This window comes from Microbacterium sp. BH-3-3-3, from assembly GCF_007679045.1.
GTDB classification, from domain to species: Bacteria; Actinomycetota; Actinomycetes; order Actinomycetales; family Microbacteriaceae; genus Microbacterium; species Microbacterium algihabitans.
Genome location: NZ_VEFS01000001.1, coordinates 123,723 through 141,917, shown reverse-complemented (window position 1 = coordinate 141,917; position 18,195 = coordinate 123,723). Strand labels below are relative to the sequence as shown.

Below are 18,195 nucleotides of genomic sequence, written 5' to 3'. Positions count from 1 at the left end.
GAGAGCGCATGATCGATCGTCACCGTTCCACCCCACGCCGACGCGGCGTCATCGCGGCCGTGGCCGCGGGCCTCGCCCTCGTCGGCGCCGTCACCGCGACCGCGTGGTGGGGGCCCGTCTCGGCGGCACCCGACGGGGCGCGCGCAGCGACCTTCGCACCGGCGCCGCAGCCCGAGGGGTCGTCGGCGGTCATCGACGACTTCCCCATCCCGGCGGATGCCACCGACGCCGAGCGCGAGCAGATCAAGCTCTCGTACGACATCGTCGCCGTCCCCGTCGACCAGCGCGACGAGGTGCTCTCGGTTCCCGGGGTGTCCGCCGTCGCACCGGTCACCGTGGGCGACACCTTCGTCGTGGCGGTGCCGGCGTCGTCCGCCGACCTGGTGCGGGCGAGCGTTCCCGACGCGATCGTCGCGCCGAACCCGGTGGTCACCGTCGCGAGCGACGAGACACCCGTTCCCTCGTGGGGTCTCGACGTCGTCGACAACACCGCCTCCGCCCACGACGACCACTACCTGTACGACTCCACCGGGGCGGGTGTCACAGCCTTCGTCATCGACAGCGGGGTGCAGTCGACGCATCCCGACTTCGGAGGCCGGGTCGATGCGGCCGCGGGCAAGGACTTCGTCGGCGACGGGAACGGCACGGAGGACTGCTTCGGCCACGGCACGCACGTCGCGGGGACGATCGGCAGCACCACGTACGGGGTGGCGAAAGAGGTCCGCATCATCCCGGTGCGGGTGTTCGGGTGCCAGGGTCAGGGGTCGGGCTACGACATCCTGCGGGCTCTCGACTGGATCTACCGCACCTATCCGACCGGGACGCAGTCGGTCATCAACATGAGCCTGGGCATGCCGACGTTCTCGTACGTCGACGCCTACGTCAATGCGCTGAGCGACCGGGGATTCGTCATCGCGGCGGCCGCGGGGAACGACGCCAAGGACGCGTGCACGTCCTCGCCGGCGAGTGCGGCGAAGGCGATCACCACCGGGGCCTACGCCGACGACAACGCCTTCGCGTGGTACAGCAACACCGGCCCCTGCGTGAAGATCCTCGCCCCGGGGAGCGACATCACCTCCACCTGGATCGGCTCTCAGGTGGCGGTCGACAGCGGCACCTCGATGGCCAGCCCCCACGTCGCCGGTCTCGTCGCGCGGCTGCTGCAGGAGCATCCGACGTGGAAGACCGCCGACGTGCTGCAGTACTTCGGCACCTCTGCCGCGACGGGGCACATCACCGGCGTCCCTTCGAACACCGTCAACCAGGTCGCCGCCGTTCCCGGCGTGCCGCGCGTGAAATCCCTCACCGCGACCGCAGCCGCCTCCGGCATCGCCCTGTCGTGGACGACCAACGGCATCGGCACCTTCACGACGTTCTCGCTCGAGGTGACGGACACCACGGCGGGCCGTTCCTATCCGGTCACCGTCTCGGCGCTGCGCTCGTCCACGGTCTTCACCGACGTCGTGAGCGGGCACGCCTACACGATCACCCTCACCGGTTCGGCGCGCATGCCGTCCGGCGCCCTCGTCACGACCGACCCCCTGACGGTCGCCGGGCGCTGACCCCCGTCCCGCACCGCGCCCACTCGAACACCCTCTAGGAGACCCCGTGACCGACCGCACCGCTCTCGATCGACTCCGCCGGTGGGGCGCCCTCGGACTGGCCGGAGGGCTTCTGCTCGGCGCCGGCATCGTCGTGGCGGTGTCCGCACCGGGCGGGGCGGACGCCCTCCCGGCCACCGCCGCGAGCCTCGCCGTCGACCCTGCTCCGACGAGCGACGCGACGCCTCCCTCGGAGGCGGTGGTCGACGACTTCCCGATCCCCGCGGATGCCACCGACGCCGAGCGTCAGCAGATCAAGCTCTCGTATGACATCGTGACGGTGCCGGCCGACCAGCGCGAACAGGTGCTCGCGATCCCCGGGGTCACGGCCGCGGGCCAGGTGACCCTCGGCGACGAGTTCTACGCGGCGGTTCCGGTCGCGGCATCCGACGCCGTGCGCGAAGCGCTCCCCGACGCGCGGGTCACCCCGAACCCCGTGGTGCGCGTGGCAGCCGATCAGTCGCCCGTGGGGTCATGGGGGATCGACGCGGTCGACAACGTCGCCGGTGCTCAGGACCAGCACTACCTCTACGACTCCACCGGCGCCGGCACGACGGTGTTCGTCGTCGACACCGGTGTGTGGGCCGATCATCCCGACTTCGGCGGCCGCGTCGACGCCGCGGCGGGCAAGGACTTCATGAACGACGGCCGGGGCACCACCGACTGCCAGGGCCACGGCACGATGGTGGCGGGCGTGGTCGGCAGCTCGACCTACGGCGTCGCCAAGCAGGCGCGGATCGTGCCGGTGCGGGTGTTCGGCTGCTACGGAGAGGGCAACGGCTGGGACGTCATCGCCGCCCTCGGCTGGATCTCCGACAACTTCTCGGGGCAGAAGGCGGTCGTCAACCTGAGCCTCGGCACCCCGGAGTGGGACACCCTCGACAACGCCTCCAGTGCCCTCGTCGACAAGGGCTTCGTCGTCGTGGCGGCCGTCGGCAACGACCAGGTCGACGCGTGCACCGTCTCGCCCGCGCGGGCGCCGAAAGTGATCGCGGTGGGGGCGACCGAGCCGGCGGGCGACTTCCTCTATATGAGCAACCGGGGTCCGTGCGTCGACGTGCTCGCCCCGGGCGGCAGCATCACCTCGACCTCGAAGGACGGGGGATCGGGCCTCGCCAGCGGCACCTCGCTGTCGAGCCCCCACGTCGCCGGCCTCGCCGCCCGCCTGCTGCAGGAGCACCCGACGTGGAAGGCCGCCGACGTCTCGCAGTCCTTCGCGAACACCGGGGCACGCGGGCACGTCGGGAACATGCCGGCGAACACCACCGACCTGCTCGCAGTGATCCCCGCCGAGCCGAAGATCACCGCGCTGACGGCGAGCACCGTGAGCGCGGGCACGAAGCTGTCGTGGACGACCAACGGCATCGGCACCTTCACCTCGTTCGCGGTGACGGTGACCGATACGACGACGGGTCGCTCCTATCCCGTGACCGTCTCCGGTTCGCGCTCGTCCACCGTTTTCACGAACCGGGTCTCCGGGCACGCGTACACGGTGAGCATCTCGGGGTCGGCGCGGATGCCCTCGGGGGCCTCCGTCACGCCGGCGACCGTCACGGCATCCGTCCCCTGATCGCGAGCGGCGTCACCGGCATTCGTAGAGGGTGACTCCCGTCGCCTTCGACGCGGGTCGACCGTCGCCGGCCTCTTTCGCGGGGGCGAAGGTCACCGTCGTGAGGGTGCGGCAGTCGGGGCCGGTCGCCACCTCGCGCACGGGATCGCCCTCGGGTGCTCCGTAGGCCACGGCGAAGAGGTGCACGCGACCGGCCGTCACCATCGCGGCGAGCTGATCGGCGGTGAAGACCGGCACGTGTCCGCTGTAGCCGCCGTCGGTGAGCACGCTCGCACCGGTCGCATCGATGATCTGCGCCGAGATCGCCCACGAATCGGTGACGAACAGCGGCGTTCCGTCGGCACCGCCGCCGTGCTTCTGCGCGAGCGACACGAGCTGGGCCAGCGCGGGCGTCAGCGAAGGATGACCGCCCCACGGCGCCGGGGCCGACACCGTGAAGACCTCGTTCCTGTTGCCGCCGACCGCCGTGACGCCCACGTACGCGTCGCCACCGCTGCCGTCGCGGGCGTCGTCGAGCACCTGCAGACTCGTGGCGACCGGCAGGCATAGCAGCGCGACGGCCAGAGCGAGGGGAGCGGCTCGTCGCAGCGGCCGGGGGGCGCTGCGCCCACGCAACGCCGCGACGAGCCCCATCAGCAGACCGGCGGTGCCGACGACGATCGCGGGGATCAGCAGCACGGTCGGAAGCAGTGCCTGCGCGATGAGCCAGACCCACCACGCCGCCTGCGCGACGACGACGGCGGGGAGGACGAGCCGCGGGGCGAGGGTGCGCGCGCGCAGCAGCCGGACGCCCTCGCGCCAGGCGACGGCGGTCAGCAGCACCATCGGGACGCCCAACGACGCGACGTACGCCGTGTGCGGCACGCGCGTGAACGTCAGCACGGCGGCCGCCGTCGCGAGCCAGACCGACGCTGCGACGACGACGGCGAAGCGCAGTCGATGAGCAGCCGTCATCACGCGGCCGCGGCGCCGGTAGCGCCAGAACCCCAGCACGATGCCGGCGAGGGCCGCGGGGTAGAGCCACCCGATCTGCGTCACCAGCGGCAGTTCGACGAGCTTCGACAGGGTGGGGAGGCTGCCGTGCTGACCCGTCGAGGCGGGGGCGGTGAGAGCGTGCACGATGCTCGACAGCGTCGAGCCCAGGCCCCCCGCGCCGCCCGACGAACCGACCGATCCCGGGTAGGCGCCGGGGGCGAGACGATTCAGCCCGTTGTAGCCGAACACCATGGCGAAGATGTCGTCGTCGGTCGACCCGTCGACGTAGGGGCGGCTGCCCGCCGGTACCAGGGCGAAGACCACCATCCAGGCCACCGAGGTCACCACCGACACCGCGGTCACCACGCCCGCGCGCGAGAGCGCACTCCGCCGGTCGGGTATCGCGACGAGTGTCGCCACCACGAGGGCCGGCAGCACGAACCACGCCGACATCATCTTCGCCTGGAAGCCGATGCCGACGAACAGGGCCGCGATCAGCAGCGGCCACCAGCGCGCGGTGAGCATCGCACGCTGCCACCACACCACCGCCACCGCGAGCGACATCGTCAGCAGGCCGTCTTCCATCGGGTGCGCGAACATCGACACGAAGATCGGGGTCGACGCTGCGGCCGCGGCGGCGACCAGACCCGCACCGCGTCCTCCCCAGCGCAGCGCGATCACCGCGCACGCGACGACCGTGATCACGCCCTCGATCACCTGCGGCAGGGCGACGGCCGAGATCGACATGCCGAAGACGCGGATGCTGAGCGCCTGCGGCACCGCGAAGCCACTGAGCTTGTCGAGGGTGACCGTGGCCGCCGGGTCGAACGCGCCGAAGAACAGCGCGCGCCACGACTGCGACATCGACCGCGCGGCGGCCTCGTAGAACGAGAAGTCGCCGCCGCGCGAGAGATTCCAGCAGGTGAGCACGACGAAGACCGCGACGATCACCACGAGCGAGAGGCGCGCCCACCACGGCTCGCGCCACCAGCGCGCGAGAGGCAGGGCAGGGGTCACGATGCACAGGGTCGCGCGTTCAGGACGGTGGCGGATATCAGCCGGATATGAGAGCGCTGTGGGTTGGGCATGGCGCGCGGGACGAGCTGTCGGGCGCGGTCTCGGTGGGTCGGCCCGAGCGCTGGATGACGGTCGCCGGAGCCCGCGTGAGGTGACGGGTCGCGGCATCCGGAACCTGCCCTGATCACGGCCGGACGCGCGGAGGCCGCGGCATCCGGAGAGCGATGCCGCGGCCTGCGCGCGGGCGGGTCAGATCTCGGAGCGGGGCCCCGGCACGGTCTTGTTGAAGCCGGTGACCGGCTCGTTCTCGTCGAACGAGGCGATCGGGCGGCGGAATCCGCGGGTCAGCACGAGCAGGTAGACCACGCCGATGCCGGTCCAGATGAGACCGCCGATCAGGGCGTGCATGTCGAGGTTGACCCACAGCAGACCGGTCAGCAGCATGCCGATCGTCGGCATGACGATGTAGCTGAGGATGTCGGCCGGGGTCCTGCGGCGTCCCTGGCGCACCGCGAACCACGCGATGACCGAGATGTTCACGAAGGTGAACGCCACGAGTGCTCCGTAGTTGATGTACGCCGCGATCTGCTCGAGCGTGAACGCGATCGCGAGCAGGCTCACCAGACCCACGATGACGATCGAGAAGGTCGGCGTGTGGGTCTTGGGGTTGATGAAGCCGAAGATCCGGCGCGGCAGCACGTTGTTGCGCCCCATCACCATGAGCATGCGCGAGACCGAGGCGTGCGAGGCGAGCCACGACGCGAGCGTCGCCGCGAAGCCGGCGGCGGTGAGCACCGCCTGCAGCACCGGGCCGCCGACCTGCACGCCGATCTCGGGCAGGGTGCTGTCTTCGATCGCCTCCTGCGGGAAGGCCGTCGAGTCGGGGAAGCGCAGCTGCGTGACGTAGGCCGCGATGAGGAAGATGACACCACCGGCGACGAGGGTCAGCAGGATCGCGCGCGGCATGATCTTCGGCGTCTTGGCCTCTTCGGAGTACATCGAAACCGCGTCGAAGCCGATGAACGAGAAGCACACGACGGTGGCTCCGGCCAACACGGCGCCGAACTGCACCTCGCTGTGGGCGAAGGGGGCGATCGAGACCGGCGTTCCGGCGCCGGCGCCGCCGACGAGCTGCACCACGACCATCACGACGAATACGGTCATGACGAGGATCGAGAACACCAGCAGGATCATGTTGACGTTCGAGGTGCCGCGCATCGTCAGGTAGATCACGCCCGTCACGCCGGCGGTGAAGACGATCACCCAGATGAAGCCGGGCACGTCGGGGAAGAGCGCCTCCATGTAGCTGCGCAGGATCAACGCGTTCACCATGGGCAGCAGCATGTAGTCGATCAGGGCGGTCCACCCCACGACGAAGCCGACGCCGGGGTGGATCGACTCGCGGGCGTAGGTGTACGCCGAGCCTGCGCTCGGGATGACGCGGACCATCTTGCCGTAGCTGACGGCGGTGAAGACGAGCACGACGAGGGCGACCGCGTAGGCGGCCGGAACGACGTTGTTCGTCTTCTCGGCGACGAGGCCGAAGGTGTCGAAGACGACGGTGGGGGTCATGTATCCGAGGCCCAGGCCGACGATCGACCAGAGTCCGAGGGTGCGGGCGAGTTTCGCTCCCGAGTGGGGTGCGGCCGTCGTGGCGGCGAGGTTGTCGTTCGTGGCTCCTCCTAGAGGGTGCGGTGCGCGATCGGGCGTCGCGTCCGTGGGGCTGATGTCGGGGTACAGCGGGCGGAGCACCGCTCGGGGTGGGAGCGGGGGAGTCGGCGCGGGTAGCGCCGGGAGGGACCGGATGCCGACGTGGTGCCGCCGGCATCCGGAACAGGTCAGAGGCGGGTCCAGGCCTCGGTCAACACCGAGCGCAGGATCTGCTCGATCTCGGTGAACTCCGCGGGGCCGAGGGTGAGCGGGGGCGCGAGCTGGATGACGGGGTCGCCCCGGTCGTCGGCGCGGCAGTACAGGCCCGCGTCGAACAGGGCCTTCGAGAGGAATCCGCGCAGCAGGCGCTCGGACTCGTCGTCGTCGAAGGTCTCTTTGGTCGCCTTGTCTTTGACGAGCTCGATGCCGAAGAAGTACCCGTCGCCGCGCACGTCGCCGACGATCGGCAGGTCGAGCAGCTGCTCGAGCGTGGAGCGGAAGACGGGGGAGTTCGTGCGCACGTTCTCGAGCAGGCCCTCTTCTTCGAACACGTCGAGATTCTCGAGCGCGACCGCCGCCGACACCGGGTGTCCGCCGAAGGTGTAGCCGTGGGGGAAGCTCGCGTCGCCGTGGGCGAAAGGCTCGTAGATGCGGTCGCTGATGATCGTGCCGCCGAGCGGGGAGTACCCGCTGGTCACGGCCTTGGCGAAGGTGATCATGTCGGGCTGGTAGTCGTAGGCCGAGGCGCCGAAGTAGTGGCCGAGCCGGCCGAACGCGCAGATGACCTCGTCGGAGACCAGCAGCACGTCGTACTTGTCGCAGATCTCGCGGACGCGCTGGAAGTAGCCGGCCGGGGCGGGGAAGCACCCGCCGGCGTTCTGCACGGGCTCGAGGAAGACGGCGGCGACGGTCTCGGGGCCCTCGAACTGGATCATCTGCTCGATGCGGTCGGCGGCCCACAGGCCGAACTCCTCGGGGGTGCCGCCGCCGAAGCCCGACTCGGCGGCGCGGTAGTAGTTGGTGTTGGGCACGCGGAATCCGCCCGGGGTGACCGGCTCGAACATGTGCTTCATCACCGGCAGGCCCGTGATCGCCAGGGCGCCCTGCGTGGTGCCGTGGTAGGCGATCGCGCGCGAGATGACCTTGTGCTTGGTGGGCTTGCCCTGCGTCTTCCAGTACTGCTTCGCGAGCTTGAACGCGGTTTCGACGGCCTCTCCGCCGCCGGTGGAGAAGAAGACGTGGTTCAGATCGCCCGGTGCGAGGTTCGCCAGGCGCTCGGCGAGCTCGATGGCCGCGGGGTGCGCGTACGACCACAGGGGGAAGAACGCGAGCTCCTCCGCCTGCTTCGCCGCAGCCTGCGCGATGCGGCGCCGTCCGTGGCCGGCGTTCACCACGAACAGGCCCGCGAGCCCGTCGATGTACTTCTTGCCCCGGGCATCCCAGATGTGGTGGCCCTCGCCCTTGACGATGATCGGCACCCCGGGACCGTCGGTCATCGTCGACTGACGGGAGAAGTGCATCCAGAGGTGGTCGCGGGCCTTGGCCTGGAGGTCGGCATGCTGGTCGGTTTCGATAAGAGTCATCGCGTTCCCCAGTTGTAGAGCTGACGGTGGAGCTTGAGATAGACGAACGTCTCGGTCGAGACGACGTCGGGCAACGACCGGATGCGGTCGTTGAGCACGTCGATGAGGTCGTCGTCGCTCTCGCAGACGATCTCGACGAGCAGGTCGAACGAGCCGGCCGTCGACACCACGTAGGTGACGCCCGGGATCTCGCTCATGGCCCCGGCGACCACGCGGGTGTCTCCCGACACGCGCACGCCGATCATCGCCTGGCGGGCGAAACCGAGCTGGAGCGGGTCGGTGACGGCGACGATCTGCAGGACACCGGCCTCTTGCAGCTTCTGCACGCGCTGGCGCGTGGCCGTCTCGCTGAGACCGACGGCTTTGCCGATCTCGGCGTACGACCGGCGCCCGTCTTCCTGCAGCTGTTCGACGATCGCCTTCGAGACGTCGTCGAGCACGGCGCTGCGCTCGATCGGAGGAGTCATGATCGGCGACGGTATCAGCGGATTGTCAGGTGTATCAATGGTGATCTCGACATTTCACACGCGGAAACACGACGGAAACCGTCGCTGATCGCGGACGCGGCGACGCCGAATCGCGCGAGGCGGTCCCGTGCGGGTCAGAGCAGGGGGCCGGATGCCGGGATGCCGGCGTTTCGCGCGTGCGCGGGGCGGCGCCGGGCACCGCTACGATGACCGCGGGGGTGCCGATGTCCGGATGGCGCGCGCGGTGGGCGACACTGCGACGATCGGCGCGCCGTGTTTCCGCGATCACGGTGGCGCTGGTGCTCCTGGCATCCGGGGTCGTCGCCGCTCCGGCCGCCTCCGCCGCCACCCTTCCGGGCTGGTTGTCGACGCGCGGAGCGAGCATCGTCACGGCATCCGGAACGCCCTACACGATCAAGGCCGTCGCCTGGTTCGGCATGGAGACCTCGAACTGCGCGCCGCACGGCTTGTGGTCGATCTCGCTCGACGACGGGCTCGACCAGATCGCGCGCATGGGCTTCACCACCATCCGCCTGCCCTTCTCGAACGAGTGCCTCGCGGCGAAGTCGTCGAACTCGATCAACAGCTACGTCAACCCGCAGCTGGCCACACTGTCTCCGCTGAAGCTCATGGACGCCTTCATCGCCCGCGCGAAGGCGCACGGGCTGTCGGTGATCCTCGACCGGCACCGGCCCGACTCGGGCGCGCAGAGCGAGCTCTGGTACACCGCGCAGTACAGCGAGAAGCGGTGGATCGACGACTGGAAGATGCTCGCGGCGCGCTACAAGAGCGACTCCACCGTCATCGGCGTCGACCTGCACAACGAACCCCACGGCCCCGCCTGCTGGAACTGCGGCGACCCGAAGCGCGACTGGCGGGCCGCCGCCACGCGTGCGGGCAATGCGGTGCTCGCGGTGAACCCCAAACTGCTCATCATCGTCGAGGGCGTCGAACGCCAGAACGACGGCTCGAGCACCTGGTGGGGCGGCGGCCTGAAGGACGCGGGCGCGGCTCCCGTCTCGCTCACGGTGAAGAACCGCGTCGTCTACTCGCCCCACGACTACCCGGCCACCGTGCACCAGCAGTCGTGGTTCTCGGCGCCGAACTACCCCGCGAACCTCGAGTCGCTGTGGGACGCGAACTGGGGCTACCTCGTGCGCACCAACACGGCGCCCGTGCTGCTCGGCGAGTTCGGCACGAAATACGAGACCGCGAGCGACAAGGCGTGGCTGAAGTCCCTCGTCGGCTACCTCGCGAAGACGAAGATCAGCTACGCGTACTGGTCGTTCAATCCCAACAGCGGCGACACGGGCGGCCTGGTCACCGATGACTGGAAGACGCCGCAGAAAGCGAAGCTGGCGGCTCTCGCGCCGATCCTCACGCCGGTGAAGACACCGGCACCGAGCCCGACGCCCAGTCCGACGCCCAAGCCGAGCACGACGCCGAAGCCGACCGCGAGCGCGACGCCCAAGCCGAGCACCACGCCCAAGCCGACGGCCAGCGCGACGCCGAAGCCGAGCGCAAGCGCGACGCCCAAGCCGACCGCGAGCACCACCCCCAAGCCGACCGCGAGCCCGGGCCTGGCCGCGACCTGGATCCCGCAGAGCGCGTGGGGCGAGGGCTACGTCGCCGAGCTGTCGCTGACGGCCTCGGGAGCGGTGAAGCGCTGGACCGTGTCGTTCGACGCCCCCGGCACCACGGCCGTCACCAGCGCCTGGGGCATGAGCTGCGCGGTCAGCGGCACGAAGGTCACCTGCACCGGCAGCGACTGGGCCGCGGCCCTGGGCGCCGGACAGAGCGTGCGGGTCGGGTTGCAGGCCTCGGCCACCGCGGCGCCGAAGGCTCCGAAGCTCTCCGTCTCGGCCTCCTGAACCGCCTGAACGCGAGAACGTGACCGGCGCGGATGCCCGGGGAGTCGGCATCCGGACCCTTCTTCTCCGGATGCCGCGGCCGCCACTCATCAGTCACGCATAAGAACCGCTAGGCCGCGGTGAGGGAGCGCCTGCCTACGATGCGCCGGTGACCGCCACTCTGCCCGCATCGTCCGCCGCCGCCCCCGCCCTCCCGGCCCTGCGCCGCCCCGGCGGCTGGACCCTCGGCCTGCTCGCCATCGGCCTCGGCGCCCTGGTGCTGACCGGGTGGCAGGTGTGGGCGGGAGCACCGAGCGAGTACTACGCCTCGATCGCGCTGTCGATGAGCAGGAGCTGGTCGAACTTCTTCTTCGGCGCCGTCGACCCGGCGGGCACTGTCACGCTCGACAAGATCCCCGGCTCGTTCTGGATCCCGGCGCTGTTCGTGCGCGTGTTCGGCTACTCGGCGTGGGCCGTGATCCTGCCGAACGCCCTCGCCGCCGTCGGTGCGGCCCTCGTGACCGCCGTCACCGCTCGCCGACTCGCGGGGGTGCGCGCGGGCCTCATCGCCGGGGCGGTCGTGGCGGTCACGCCGATCCTCGTGGCGGTGGCCCGCTCGAACCAGCCCGAGGCCTTCTTCGTTCTCGGGCTCTCGCTCACCGCGTGGGCGGCGGTGCGGGCCGTCGAGCAGCGCAGCCTCGGCTGGCTGGTCGCGGCGGGGGCGCTGGTGGGACTGTCGTTCCAGTTCTACATGCTCGAGGCGTGGGCGGTGTGGCCGGCGCTGGCCGCCGCCTACCTGTTCACGCGGCAGTCGTGGGCGCGGCGCCTCGGGCACCTCCTCGTCGCGGGTGCGGTGAGCGCTGCGGCCTCGCTGTGGTGGGTGGCCATCGTCTCGCTCATCCCGGCGGGGAGCCGCCCCTACGTCGGCAGCACCCTGTCGAACAACCCGTGGGAGATGGTCTTCGGCTACAACGGTCTGGGGCGCTTCTCGGCGACCGCCGACATCGGCTCGTTCGAGTCGTTCACCCCGCCGTTCTCGGGCGACCCCGGAGTGCTGCGCCTGTTCAACGCGCAGCTGGCCGGGCAGATCGCGTGGCTTGTCCCGGCCGCGCTGGTGGCGATCGTCGTGCTGTGGGTGCTGCGGTTCTCGCGGCCGCTGACCGTGCTACTGACGGTGTGGACGGCGACGTTCGCGGCGATGTTCTCGGCGGTCGCCGGGATGCACCAGTTCTACACCGCGGCCCTCGCCGTTCCTCTCGCGCTGACGGTGGCGACCGCGCTGGCCGTCGCGCATCGCGCCGGCAAGACCTGGCCCCAGGTGGTGATCGTCGGCGCGGCCGGGGCGACGGCGCTGGGCATCGGTATCGCCATGGGCGGGTACAGCGTCCCGGTGTCGATCGTGCAGGCCCTCGCCGCCGCCGCCGCGATCGTGCTGCTGGTGCTGCATCGCGGATCCCGGCTGCTCGTGACCTCGGCGCTGATGATCGGGCTGCTGCTGACCCCGGCGGTGTGGTCGGCGGTCACGATCGCCCACCCCAATTCCATCAACCCCGTCGCCGGGGGCGTGTCGGAGGTCTCGGGCGGAGGCTTCGGCCGCGCCGGCTTCGGGGGCGGAGCGCCGGGCGCCGGACAGGCTCCGGGGCAGGGCTTGGGCGGCGCGCCCGGGTCGGGCACCGCGCCGGGCTCGGGCACGGGTCAGGGCTTCGGGGCGGGGCAGGGCCGATCCGGTCAGGGCCTCGCGCAGGGCGGCACGGGACAGGGCCGCACGCGCGACGGCGGCGCGGCCTTCCCGGGCTCCGGTAGCACGGGCGCCGATACGGCTCTGCTGTCGTGGCTTGAGTCGCACAGCACCGGCGGCACGTACCTCGCCGCGACCTTCGGGGCGCAGTCGGCCGCGCAGCTGATCGTCGCCTCGGACGGCGGGTCGTTCCTGCCCATCGGCGGCTTCAACGGCACGGATGCCGTGCCCACCCTCGACGCGTTCGTCTCGATGGTGCAGTCGGGTGAGGTGCGCTATGTCATCGGCGGCGAGCAGCGCGGGTCGGGTGCCCCGGGGTCGTCCGCGTCGACGACGTCGAGCTCGGCGCAGATCCGCGACTGGGTCACGCAGCACTGCGCGACCGACAGCTCGGCTCCCTCGACCGTGTACGACTGCGCCTGAGGTCGCGCGAACGCGTCAGCGGCCGAGGAACTCCAGGCCCGCCTCGCGGAACGCCCGCGAGCCCGGCGCGTTGACGTGGTGCCGCTTCGGGATGTCGGCGAACTCGCCGCGGGGGAGCAGGCCCGCGAGGTGCGCCGACTGGTCGTGGATGGGGTCGTCGGTGCCGGTTGCGATGAGCACCGGCTGCTGCGGGGGCGACGAGGGGTCGGGGTCGGTCTCGCCCAGGCGCATGCCCTCGGCGATCGCGACCAGGGCCCGCAGGTCGTTGCCCGGCACGCGCTCGGCGAGCGAGACGTAGCGCAGGGTCGTGGCATCCTGAACCGGCTCACCGTGATCCAGGAACGCGCGCGCCTGATCGACCCGCAGACGAGCGAGGGGACGACCGTCGGGAATCCCGCCGAGCACCGCCCGCTCGACGTGCTCGGGGGCGTCGACGGCGAGCTGCCAGCCCACGCGGCCGCCGAGCGAGTAGCCGAGGTAGCGCACCTGGTCGACGAGGTAGGTGTCGAGCACCGCCACCAGGTCGGAGACGAGCGTGGGCATCGTGTACGACGCGGCGTCGTAGGGCTTCTCGCTCGCGCCGTGACCGCGCTGGTCGACCGCGATCACGCGGTAACCCGCACGCAGCAGGTCGCGCACCCAGCCCGTGTTGACCCAGTTGTCGCGGGTGCTCGAGCCGAAGCCGTGCACGCACAGCACCGGATCGGCCTCGACATCGCCCCACGAGTAGGTGGCCAGGCGCACGTTGTCGCCGACGATGACGAACTGCGCGGGAGGGATCTCGGTGAGGGCGGGCACGGCATCCATTCCTCCGATCCTGGCAGACGCCCAGGGTCGTCCCGAGGTAGTGGTCATAGTGGTCTCATGGGATATACGCGCGCCGAGCTCGAGTCGTTCCGGGATGCCACGCGGCCCGACCTCGTCGAGCCGGGCGTCCGCCTGCTGTTCGTCGGCATCAACCCCGGCCTGTGGACCGCGGCCACCGGCACCCCCTTCGCGCGACCCGGAAACCGGTTCTGGCCCGCGCTGGTGAAGGCGGGCATCCTCCCGCGGTTGCCCGCGTACTCCGAGCCGCTCGGCGATGACGACCGCCGGCTGATCTTCGACGCGGGGGTGGGGGTGAGCAATCTCGTGGCCCGCGCGACGGCCCGCGCCGACGAGCTGTCGCGCGGCGAACTGCGCGAGGGTGCCGCAGCTCTCGTCGACCGGGTCGCCGCGTGGAGCCCGCGCGCCGTCGCCGTGGTCGGCCTCACCGCGTACCGGCAGGGCTTCGGCCGCCCCAAGGCCGCGGCGGGGCGACAGGACGAGGCGATCGCCGGAGTGCCGACCTGGGTGCTGCCGAATCCGAGCGGGCTCAACGCCCACGACACCGTCGACTCGCTCGCCCGCGCCTACGCCGAACCTGCGCGGGCGGCGGGGATCCTCGCGTGAGGCGGCGTCGTCTCGCGGCCCTCGTCGCGCTCGCCGCCGTCATCGCCGCGGGGCTGCTCGTGCACAAGGCTCTGCCCGGGTCGACGGCGACCGACGTCGCGGGCGACGCGCTCTATGCGGTGGCCGCCTTCACCGGACTCGTCCTGCTTTTCCCGCGCGCTCCGCGCTTCGCGCTCGCCGGGGCCGCCGCGCTGTGGTGCGTGGGCGTCGAACTGCTGCAGCTGACCGGGGTGCCGCTCGCCCTGGCCGAGCGCGTGCCGCCGGTGGCGCTGCTGCTGGGCACCGGGTTCGATGCACGCGACCTCGTCGTCTACGTGTGCGCGGTGGCGGTCGCCGTCGCGGTCGACATCGCGGTGTCGCGGCTTCTCCCCAGGGGGACGACGCGCACGGGTGTCGGAGCACCCGGGTAACGTGACCGCCACATCACCGAGGAGGTTCCGGATGCCGAGGGCAGTGTCGTGATCGTCGACTTCGAGGGCGACGTGTTCCGGTGGGAGGCCCGTTCCGACAGCGACTGGTACTTCGTGGCCGTACCGCCCGAGCTGAGCGAGGAGATCCGCGAGGCGCAGACCTTCCGCCGGGGCTTCGGGGGAGTGCGCGTCGACGCGACCATCGGGGCGACGACCTGGCGCACGTCGATCTTCCCGCAGGCGAGTGACATGTACGTGCTGCCGCTCAAGCGTGCGGTGCGCGAGGCCGAGGGCATCGATCCGGGGGCGATCGTGCGCGTCGGTCTGTTCGTGCTCGACGCCTGACCCCGGATGCCGGTGGCACTCCTGCTCGCGCTGTCGGTCTTCGGCGTGGCCGGTGTCGTGCTCGCCGCGATCGACGCGCGCACCCATCGGATCCCCGACGTCGTCGTCCTCCCCGCGACGATCGCGGTGCTCACGCTGATGGCGGTCGCCGCGGGCGTGCTCGGCCAACCCGGCCGGGCGGTCGCGGTGGCCGGGGGAGCGCTCGCCGCCTTCGGCGTCTGTCTCGTGCTGCACCTCGCCCGCCCCGCGGCGTTCGGCGGGGGAGACGTCAAGCTCGCCGCCCTCGTCGGCGCGACGCTGGGCTGGTTCGGCCCGGGCGCCGTGGCATCCGCCCTCTTCGTCGCCTTCGCGGGCGGAGCCGCAGCGGGCATCGCGGCGTGGGCGGCGGCAGGGCGCCGGGCCGAGGTGGCCTTCGGGCCCGTCCTGGTGCTCGGGGCGGGGTGGTCGCTGGTGCGGGCGGCGCTGTGAGGGGCGGCGCAGACTGTCGCGCCGCCCCGGATCGGTCAAGCCCCGCGGTGCGAGGCGTCTCGCGCGGATACCCTGACCACATGGCCGACCTCATCCGTCGCGTCACGGCGTGGGCTCTGTCGCTCCGCCTCGTGCGCGCCTTCCTCGTCTACTCGGGAGCGCGTGGTCCGATGCTGGCCGACAGCGTCACCTACCGCACCCTCTTCAGCCTCTTCGCCGCGGTGCTGCTGGGCTTCTCGTTCGCGACCGTGTGGCTCGCCGGCAACCCCGACGGGATCGCCGCCCTCGAGCGTTCCGTCAACAGCGTCGTGCCGGGTCTCGTGGGCCCCAACGGGCTGCTCCAGCTCGACGGAATCAAGGCACCCGAATTCACGATCGCCGGGATCATCGCGATCCTCGGTCTGCTGGGTGCAGCCATCGGCGCCATCGGGTCGCTGCGTTCGGCGTTCCGGCAGATCGCCGGGGTGACCACCGACGACACGCTGCCGATCCTCGTGATCGTGCGCAACCTCCTCGTCGCGCTCGGCATCGGCGTCGCGCTGGTGGGTGCGGCGATCGTGACCTTCCTCGCCACCGCGGGGCTCACCTTCGTGCGCGAGCTGCTGGGGATCTCCGCCGACTCCTGGGTCTCGGCGGTGCTGACGTGGCTGCTCTCGACCGCGGTCGTGCTGGTGCTCGACACCGCCGCGGTGGCCGTGGCCTTCGCGGCGCTGTCGGGAGTGAAGACGCGTCGAAGCACGCTCCTGCGCGGAGCCCTCCTGGGCGGTGTCGGGCTGGTCGTCCTGCAGCAGCTGTCGGGACTGTTCGTCGGCGGCGCCACCAGCAACCCCCTCCTGACGACGTTCGCCTCGCTCATCGCGTTGCTGCTGTGGCTCAACCTGTCGAGCCAGGTGATCCTCATCGCCGGGGCCTACATCACAGTGGCCACCGAGGAGGATCTCGACCGCGTCCGCGCGAAGTACGGTGCGTCGACCCTCACCCAGTTCCGCGTGCGCCGGGCCGAGAAGGCCGTGCGCGCGGCGACCGGTGAGCTCGACGCGGCGCGCGAGGCCGAGAAGAAGGAGCGCGAGACGCTCGCGAAGAGCGATCCCGCCGCCGCCGAGCGCGAGAGCGCTGCGGAGGCGAAGTCGCATGTCTGAGCGCGCGGCCCCGCTCGCGGCCGAGCGCACACCGGCCTATACGGCCGACGCCGTGCGCGCCGCCGAGAAGCCGCTGCTCGAGCAGGGCGTGCCCCTGATGCGCCATGCGGCGGCGGCTCTGGCCGACGTGGTCTCCGACGAGCTCGCGGCCCATCCGGGGCCGGTGCTCGTCCTCGCGGGCGCGGGTGACAACGGCGGAGACGCCCTGTACGCCGCGGCCGAGTTGGCCCGCGCGGGAGCCTCGGTCGACGTCGTGCTCGTGCGCGACCGCGTGCATCGCGCGGCGCTCGACGCGGCTGTCGCCGCGGGTGTGCGCGAGTGCTCGGGAACCGACGCGTGCGCGCGGATCGCCGACTACCGCGTCGTGGTCGACGGGATCCTCGGCATCGGCCGTCTCGCCGACCGGCGGCTGCGTGGCAGCGCCCGTGCGCTCGTCGAGAAGATCCTCGCGCTCGACGCTCGTCCCCGCATCGTCGCCGTCGATCTGCCCAGCGGCCTCGACCCCGATGACGGGACGGCGGATGCCGCCGTGCTCGCCGCCGATGTCACCGTCACCTTCGGCGCGGTCAAGGCCGGCCTCGTGCGCGGGCGCGGTCCCGAGCTGGCGGGGAGCGTGCACCTGGTCGACCTCGGGCTCGAGCCGTACCTGCGGCTCGCGCACCCCGCGGTCACCGCGCCGATCGTGCTCGCACGCTCGACGGTGCGCGTGCGCTGAGGTCAGCGCCGAGCCGCCGAGGTCAGCGGGCGTAGCGCTCGACGAACGTGCGCAGCATCCGCGACGGTTCCGTCACGGGGGCGCGGCGCACTGCCGAGAGGGTGAGGTCGAGCTCGTCGGAGGCGAAGTAGCCGTACTCCGCGTAGGCGTGGATACGCGTGACGATGCCGTCGACGTCGAGCTCGGGATGGAACTGCGTCGCATACACATGGGATCCGAGACGGAACATCTGCACCGGGCACGTCGGCGACGACCCCAGCAACACCGCCTCGGGCGGGAGGGCGCTGATCGCCTCTTTGTGGCCGACGAAGGCGGAGAAGGTCGAGGGCAGGCCCGCGGCGAGCGGATCGGCGCGCCCCGCCTCGGTGAGGGTCACGTCGACGACGCTGATGGGTTCGGCGAAGGTGCCGTCGATGGGGGCTCCGAGGTGCGTCCCGAGAGTGCCGACGCCGTAGCACGCGCCCAAGAAAGGCAGGTCGCGAGCGACCACCTCGTCGACCAGGGCGGCCATCTCGGCCTCGACTCGGCGCTGCACCGCCGACTTGCGCTCGAACGGGTCGGAGGCGTTGAAGGGGCTTCCGCCGACGAGGATGCCCGACACCTCGTCGAGATCGAGCGCGGGGAGGGCATCGCGTTCGAGACGGATGCGGCGCAGCCGTTCGGGTGGGAGGCCCGTATACCGCAGGAAGAGCGCGTACTCCTCGTCGGCCGGGCGGTCCTCCGCGCGCGTGGCCAGCAGGACGAACGGGCGATCTCCGGGCAGGTCGGTCGTCGTCACCCGAGCGATTCTAGGCGAGCCCTGTCAAGTCACCG

At 71.4% G+C, this 18,195-nt stretch carries 16 protein-coding genes; 10 read left to right on the top strand and 6 right to left on the bottom strand.

Going from position 1 to position 18,195, the window contains the following annotated elements:
• The first annotated feature begins 8 nt into the window (after window positions 1–8).
• Together FS769_RS00725 and FS769_RS00720 are read left to right on the top strand one after the other, a co-directional pair.
• Complete coding sequence (locus tag FS769_RS00725) at window positions 9–1,562, top strand: S8 family peptidase (RefSeq protein WP_144828075.1); 1,554 nt, start codon at window positions 9–11, stop codon at window positions 1,560–1,562.
• A 46-nt stretch (window positions 1,563–1,608) separates the two neighbouring features.
• On the top strand, window positions 1,609–3,171 hold the full coding sequence (locus FS769_RS00720) for a S8 family peptidase (RefSeq protein ID WP_144828071.1): 1,563 nt from the start codon (window positions 1,609–1,611) through the stop codon (window positions 3,169–3,171).
• A gap of 12 nt (window positions 3,172–3,183) precedes the next feature.
• Here the strand turns inward: FS769_RS00720 and FS769_RS00715 are convergent, their stop codons facing one another.
• The 4 genes from FS769_RS00715 to FS769_RS00700 all read right to left on the bottom strand — a co-directional run bounded on the left by FS769_RS00715 (window position 3,184) and on the right by FS769_RS00700 (window position 8,863).
• Window positions 3,184–5,163 carry a glycosyltransferase family 39 protein gene (locus tag FS769_RS00715; RefSeq protein WP_144828068.1) on the bottom strand — a complete coding sequence of 660 codons (1,980 nt, stop codon included), beginning with the start codon at window positions 5,161–5,163 and terminating at the stop codon, window positions 3,184–3,186.
• Between the two features lie 249 nt (window positions 5,164–5,412).
• Complete coding sequence (locus tag FS769_RS00710) at window positions 5,413–6,915, bottom strand: APC family permease (protein ID WP_260979658.1); 1,503 nt, start codon at window positions 6,913–6,915, stop codon at window positions 5,413–5,415.
• An 86-nt stretch (window positions 6,916–7,001) separates the two neighbouring features.
• Window positions 7,002–8,396, bottom strand: a complete 1,395-nt coding sequence (locus tag FS769_RS00705; protein ID WP_144828065.1) for an aspartate aminotransferase family protein — start codon at window positions 8,394–8,396, stop codon at window positions 7,002–7,004.
• On the bottom strand, window positions 8,393–8,863 hold the full coding sequence (locus FS769_RS00700) for an Lrp/AsnC family transcriptional regulator (RefSeq protein ID WP_144828063.1): 471 nt from the start codon (window positions 8,861–8,863) through the stop codon (window positions 8,393–8,395). Before FS769_RS00700 ends, FS769_RS00705 begins: the two co-directional genes overlap by 4 nt.
• A 224-nt stretch (window positions 8,864–9,087) precedes the next feature.
• Between FS769_RS00700 and FS769_RS00695 the strand changes: the two genes are divergently transcribed.
• Window positions 9,088–10,734: a cellulase family glycosylhydrolase gene (locus FS769_RS00695; protein ID WP_144831696.1), complete on the top strand. Its 1,647-nt coding sequence runs from the start codon at window positions 9,088–9,090 to the stop codon at window positions 10,732–10,734.
• A gap of 148 nt (window positions 10,735–10,882) precedes the next feature.
• A complete protein-coding gene (locus tag FS769_RS00690) occupies window positions 10,883–12,874 on the top strand; it encodes a glycosyltransferase family 39 protein (RefSeq protein WP_144828060.1) in 1,992 nt (663 codons plus the stop codon).
• 15 nt (window positions 12,875–12,889) lie between these two features.
• Here the strand turns inward: FS769_RS00690 and FS769_RS00685 are convergent, their stop codons facing one another.
• A complete protein-coding gene (locus FS769_RS00685; protein ID WP_144828057.1) occupies window positions 12,890–13,681 on the bottom strand; it encodes an alpha/beta fold hydrolase in 792 nt (263 codons plus the stop codon).
• A gap of 57 nt (window positions 13,682–13,738) precedes the next feature.
• On the opposite strand from FS769_RS00685, the gene FS769_RS00680 reads away from it, so the two are divergent.
• The 6 genes from FS769_RS00680 (at window position 13,739) to FS769_RS00655 (ending at window position 17,382) form a co-directional block, all read left to right on the top strand.
• Window positions 13,739–14,305, top strand: coding sequence for a mismatch-specific DNA-glycosylase (locus FS769_RS00680; protein WP_144828055.1), 567 nt, complete (start codon window positions 13,739–13,741; stop codon window positions 14,303–14,305).
• Window positions 14,302–14,715, top strand: coding sequence for a DUF2809 domain-containing protein (locus FS769_RS00675; protein WP_144828053.1), 414 nt, complete (start codon window positions 14,302–14,304; stop codon window positions 14,713–14,715). The genes FS769_RS00680 and FS769_RS00675 overlap by 4 nt, the downstream gene beginning before the upstream one ends.
• Window positions 14,716–14,763: 48 nt before the next feature.
• Window positions 14,764–15,060, top strand: a complete 297-nt coding sequence (locus tag FS769_RS00670) for a DUF1905 domain-containing protein (RefSeq protein WP_144828049.1) — start codon at window positions 14,764–14,766, stop codon at window positions 15,058–15,060.
• Between the two features lie 12 nt (window positions 15,061–15,072).
• A complete protein-coding gene (locus FS769_RS00665) occupies window positions 15,073–15,528 on the top strand; it encodes a prepilin peptidase (RefSeq protein WP_186325368.1) in 456 nt (151 codons plus the stop codon).
• Window positions 15,529–15,608: 80 nt separating this feature from the next.
• Window positions 15,609–16,667, top strand: coding sequence for a YihY/virulence factor BrkB family protein (locus FS769_RS00660; RefSeq protein ID WP_144828043.1), 1,059 nt, complete (start codon window positions 15,609–15,611; stop codon window positions 16,665–16,667).
• Window positions 16,660–17,382 carry an NAD(P)H-hydrate epimerase gene (locus FS769_RS00655; RefSeq protein ID WP_144828040.1) on the top strand — a complete coding sequence of 241 codons (723 nt, stop codon included), beginning with the start codon at window positions 16,660–16,662 and terminating at the stop codon, window positions 17,380–17,382. The genes FS769_RS00660 and FS769_RS00655 overlap by 8 nt, the downstream gene beginning before the upstream one ends.
• A gap of 22 nt (window positions 17,383–17,404) precedes the next feature.
• Here FS769_RS00655 and FS769_RS00650 read toward each other — a convergent pair whose 3' ends face one another.
• Entirely contained in the window at window positions 17,405–18,160 is a 756-nt protein-coding gene (locus FS769_RS00650; protein ID WP_144828037.1) for a glutamine amidotransferase, read from the bottom strand.
• Between the last annotated feature and the right edge of the window lie 35 nt (window positions 18,161–18,195).

What these genes read in the sequence shown, in the direction of transcription:
- FS769_RS00725 (WP_144828075.1), top strand. Translation starts at nt 9, where the DNA reads ATGATCGATCGTCACCGTTCCACCCCACGCCGACGCGGCGTCATCGCG.
- FS769_RS00705 (WP_144828065.1), bottom strand. Translation starts at nt 8,396, where the DNA reads ATGACTCTTATCGAAACCGACCAGCATGCCGACCTCCAGGCCAAGGCC.
- FS769_RS00700 (WP_144828063.1), bottom strand. Translation starts at nt 8,863, where the DNA reads ATGACTCCTCCGATCGAGCGCAGCGCCGTGCTCGACGACGTCTCGAAG.
- FS769_RS00695 (WP_144831696.1), top strand. Translation starts at nt 9,088, where the DNA reads ATGTCCGGATGGCGCGCGCGGTGGGCGACACTGCGACGATCGGCGCGC.
- FS769_RS00685 (WP_144828057.1), bottom strand. Translation starts at nt 13,681, where the DNA reads ATGGATGCCGTGCCCGCCCTCACCGAGATCCCTCCCGCGCAGTTCGTC.
- FS769_RS00680 (WP_144828055.1), top strand. Translation starts at nt 13,739, where the DNA reads ATGGGATATACGCGCGCCGAGCTCGAGTCGTTCCGGGATGCCACGCGG.
- FS769_RS00660 (WP_144828043.1), top strand. Translation starts at nt 15,609, where the DNA reads ATGGCCGACCTCATCCGTCGCGTCACGGCGTGGGCTCTGTCGCTCCGC.
- FS769_RS00655 (WP_144828040.1), top strand. Translation starts at nt 16,660, where the DNA reads ATGTCTGAGCGCGCGGCCCCGCTCGCGGCCGAGCGCACACCGGCCTAT.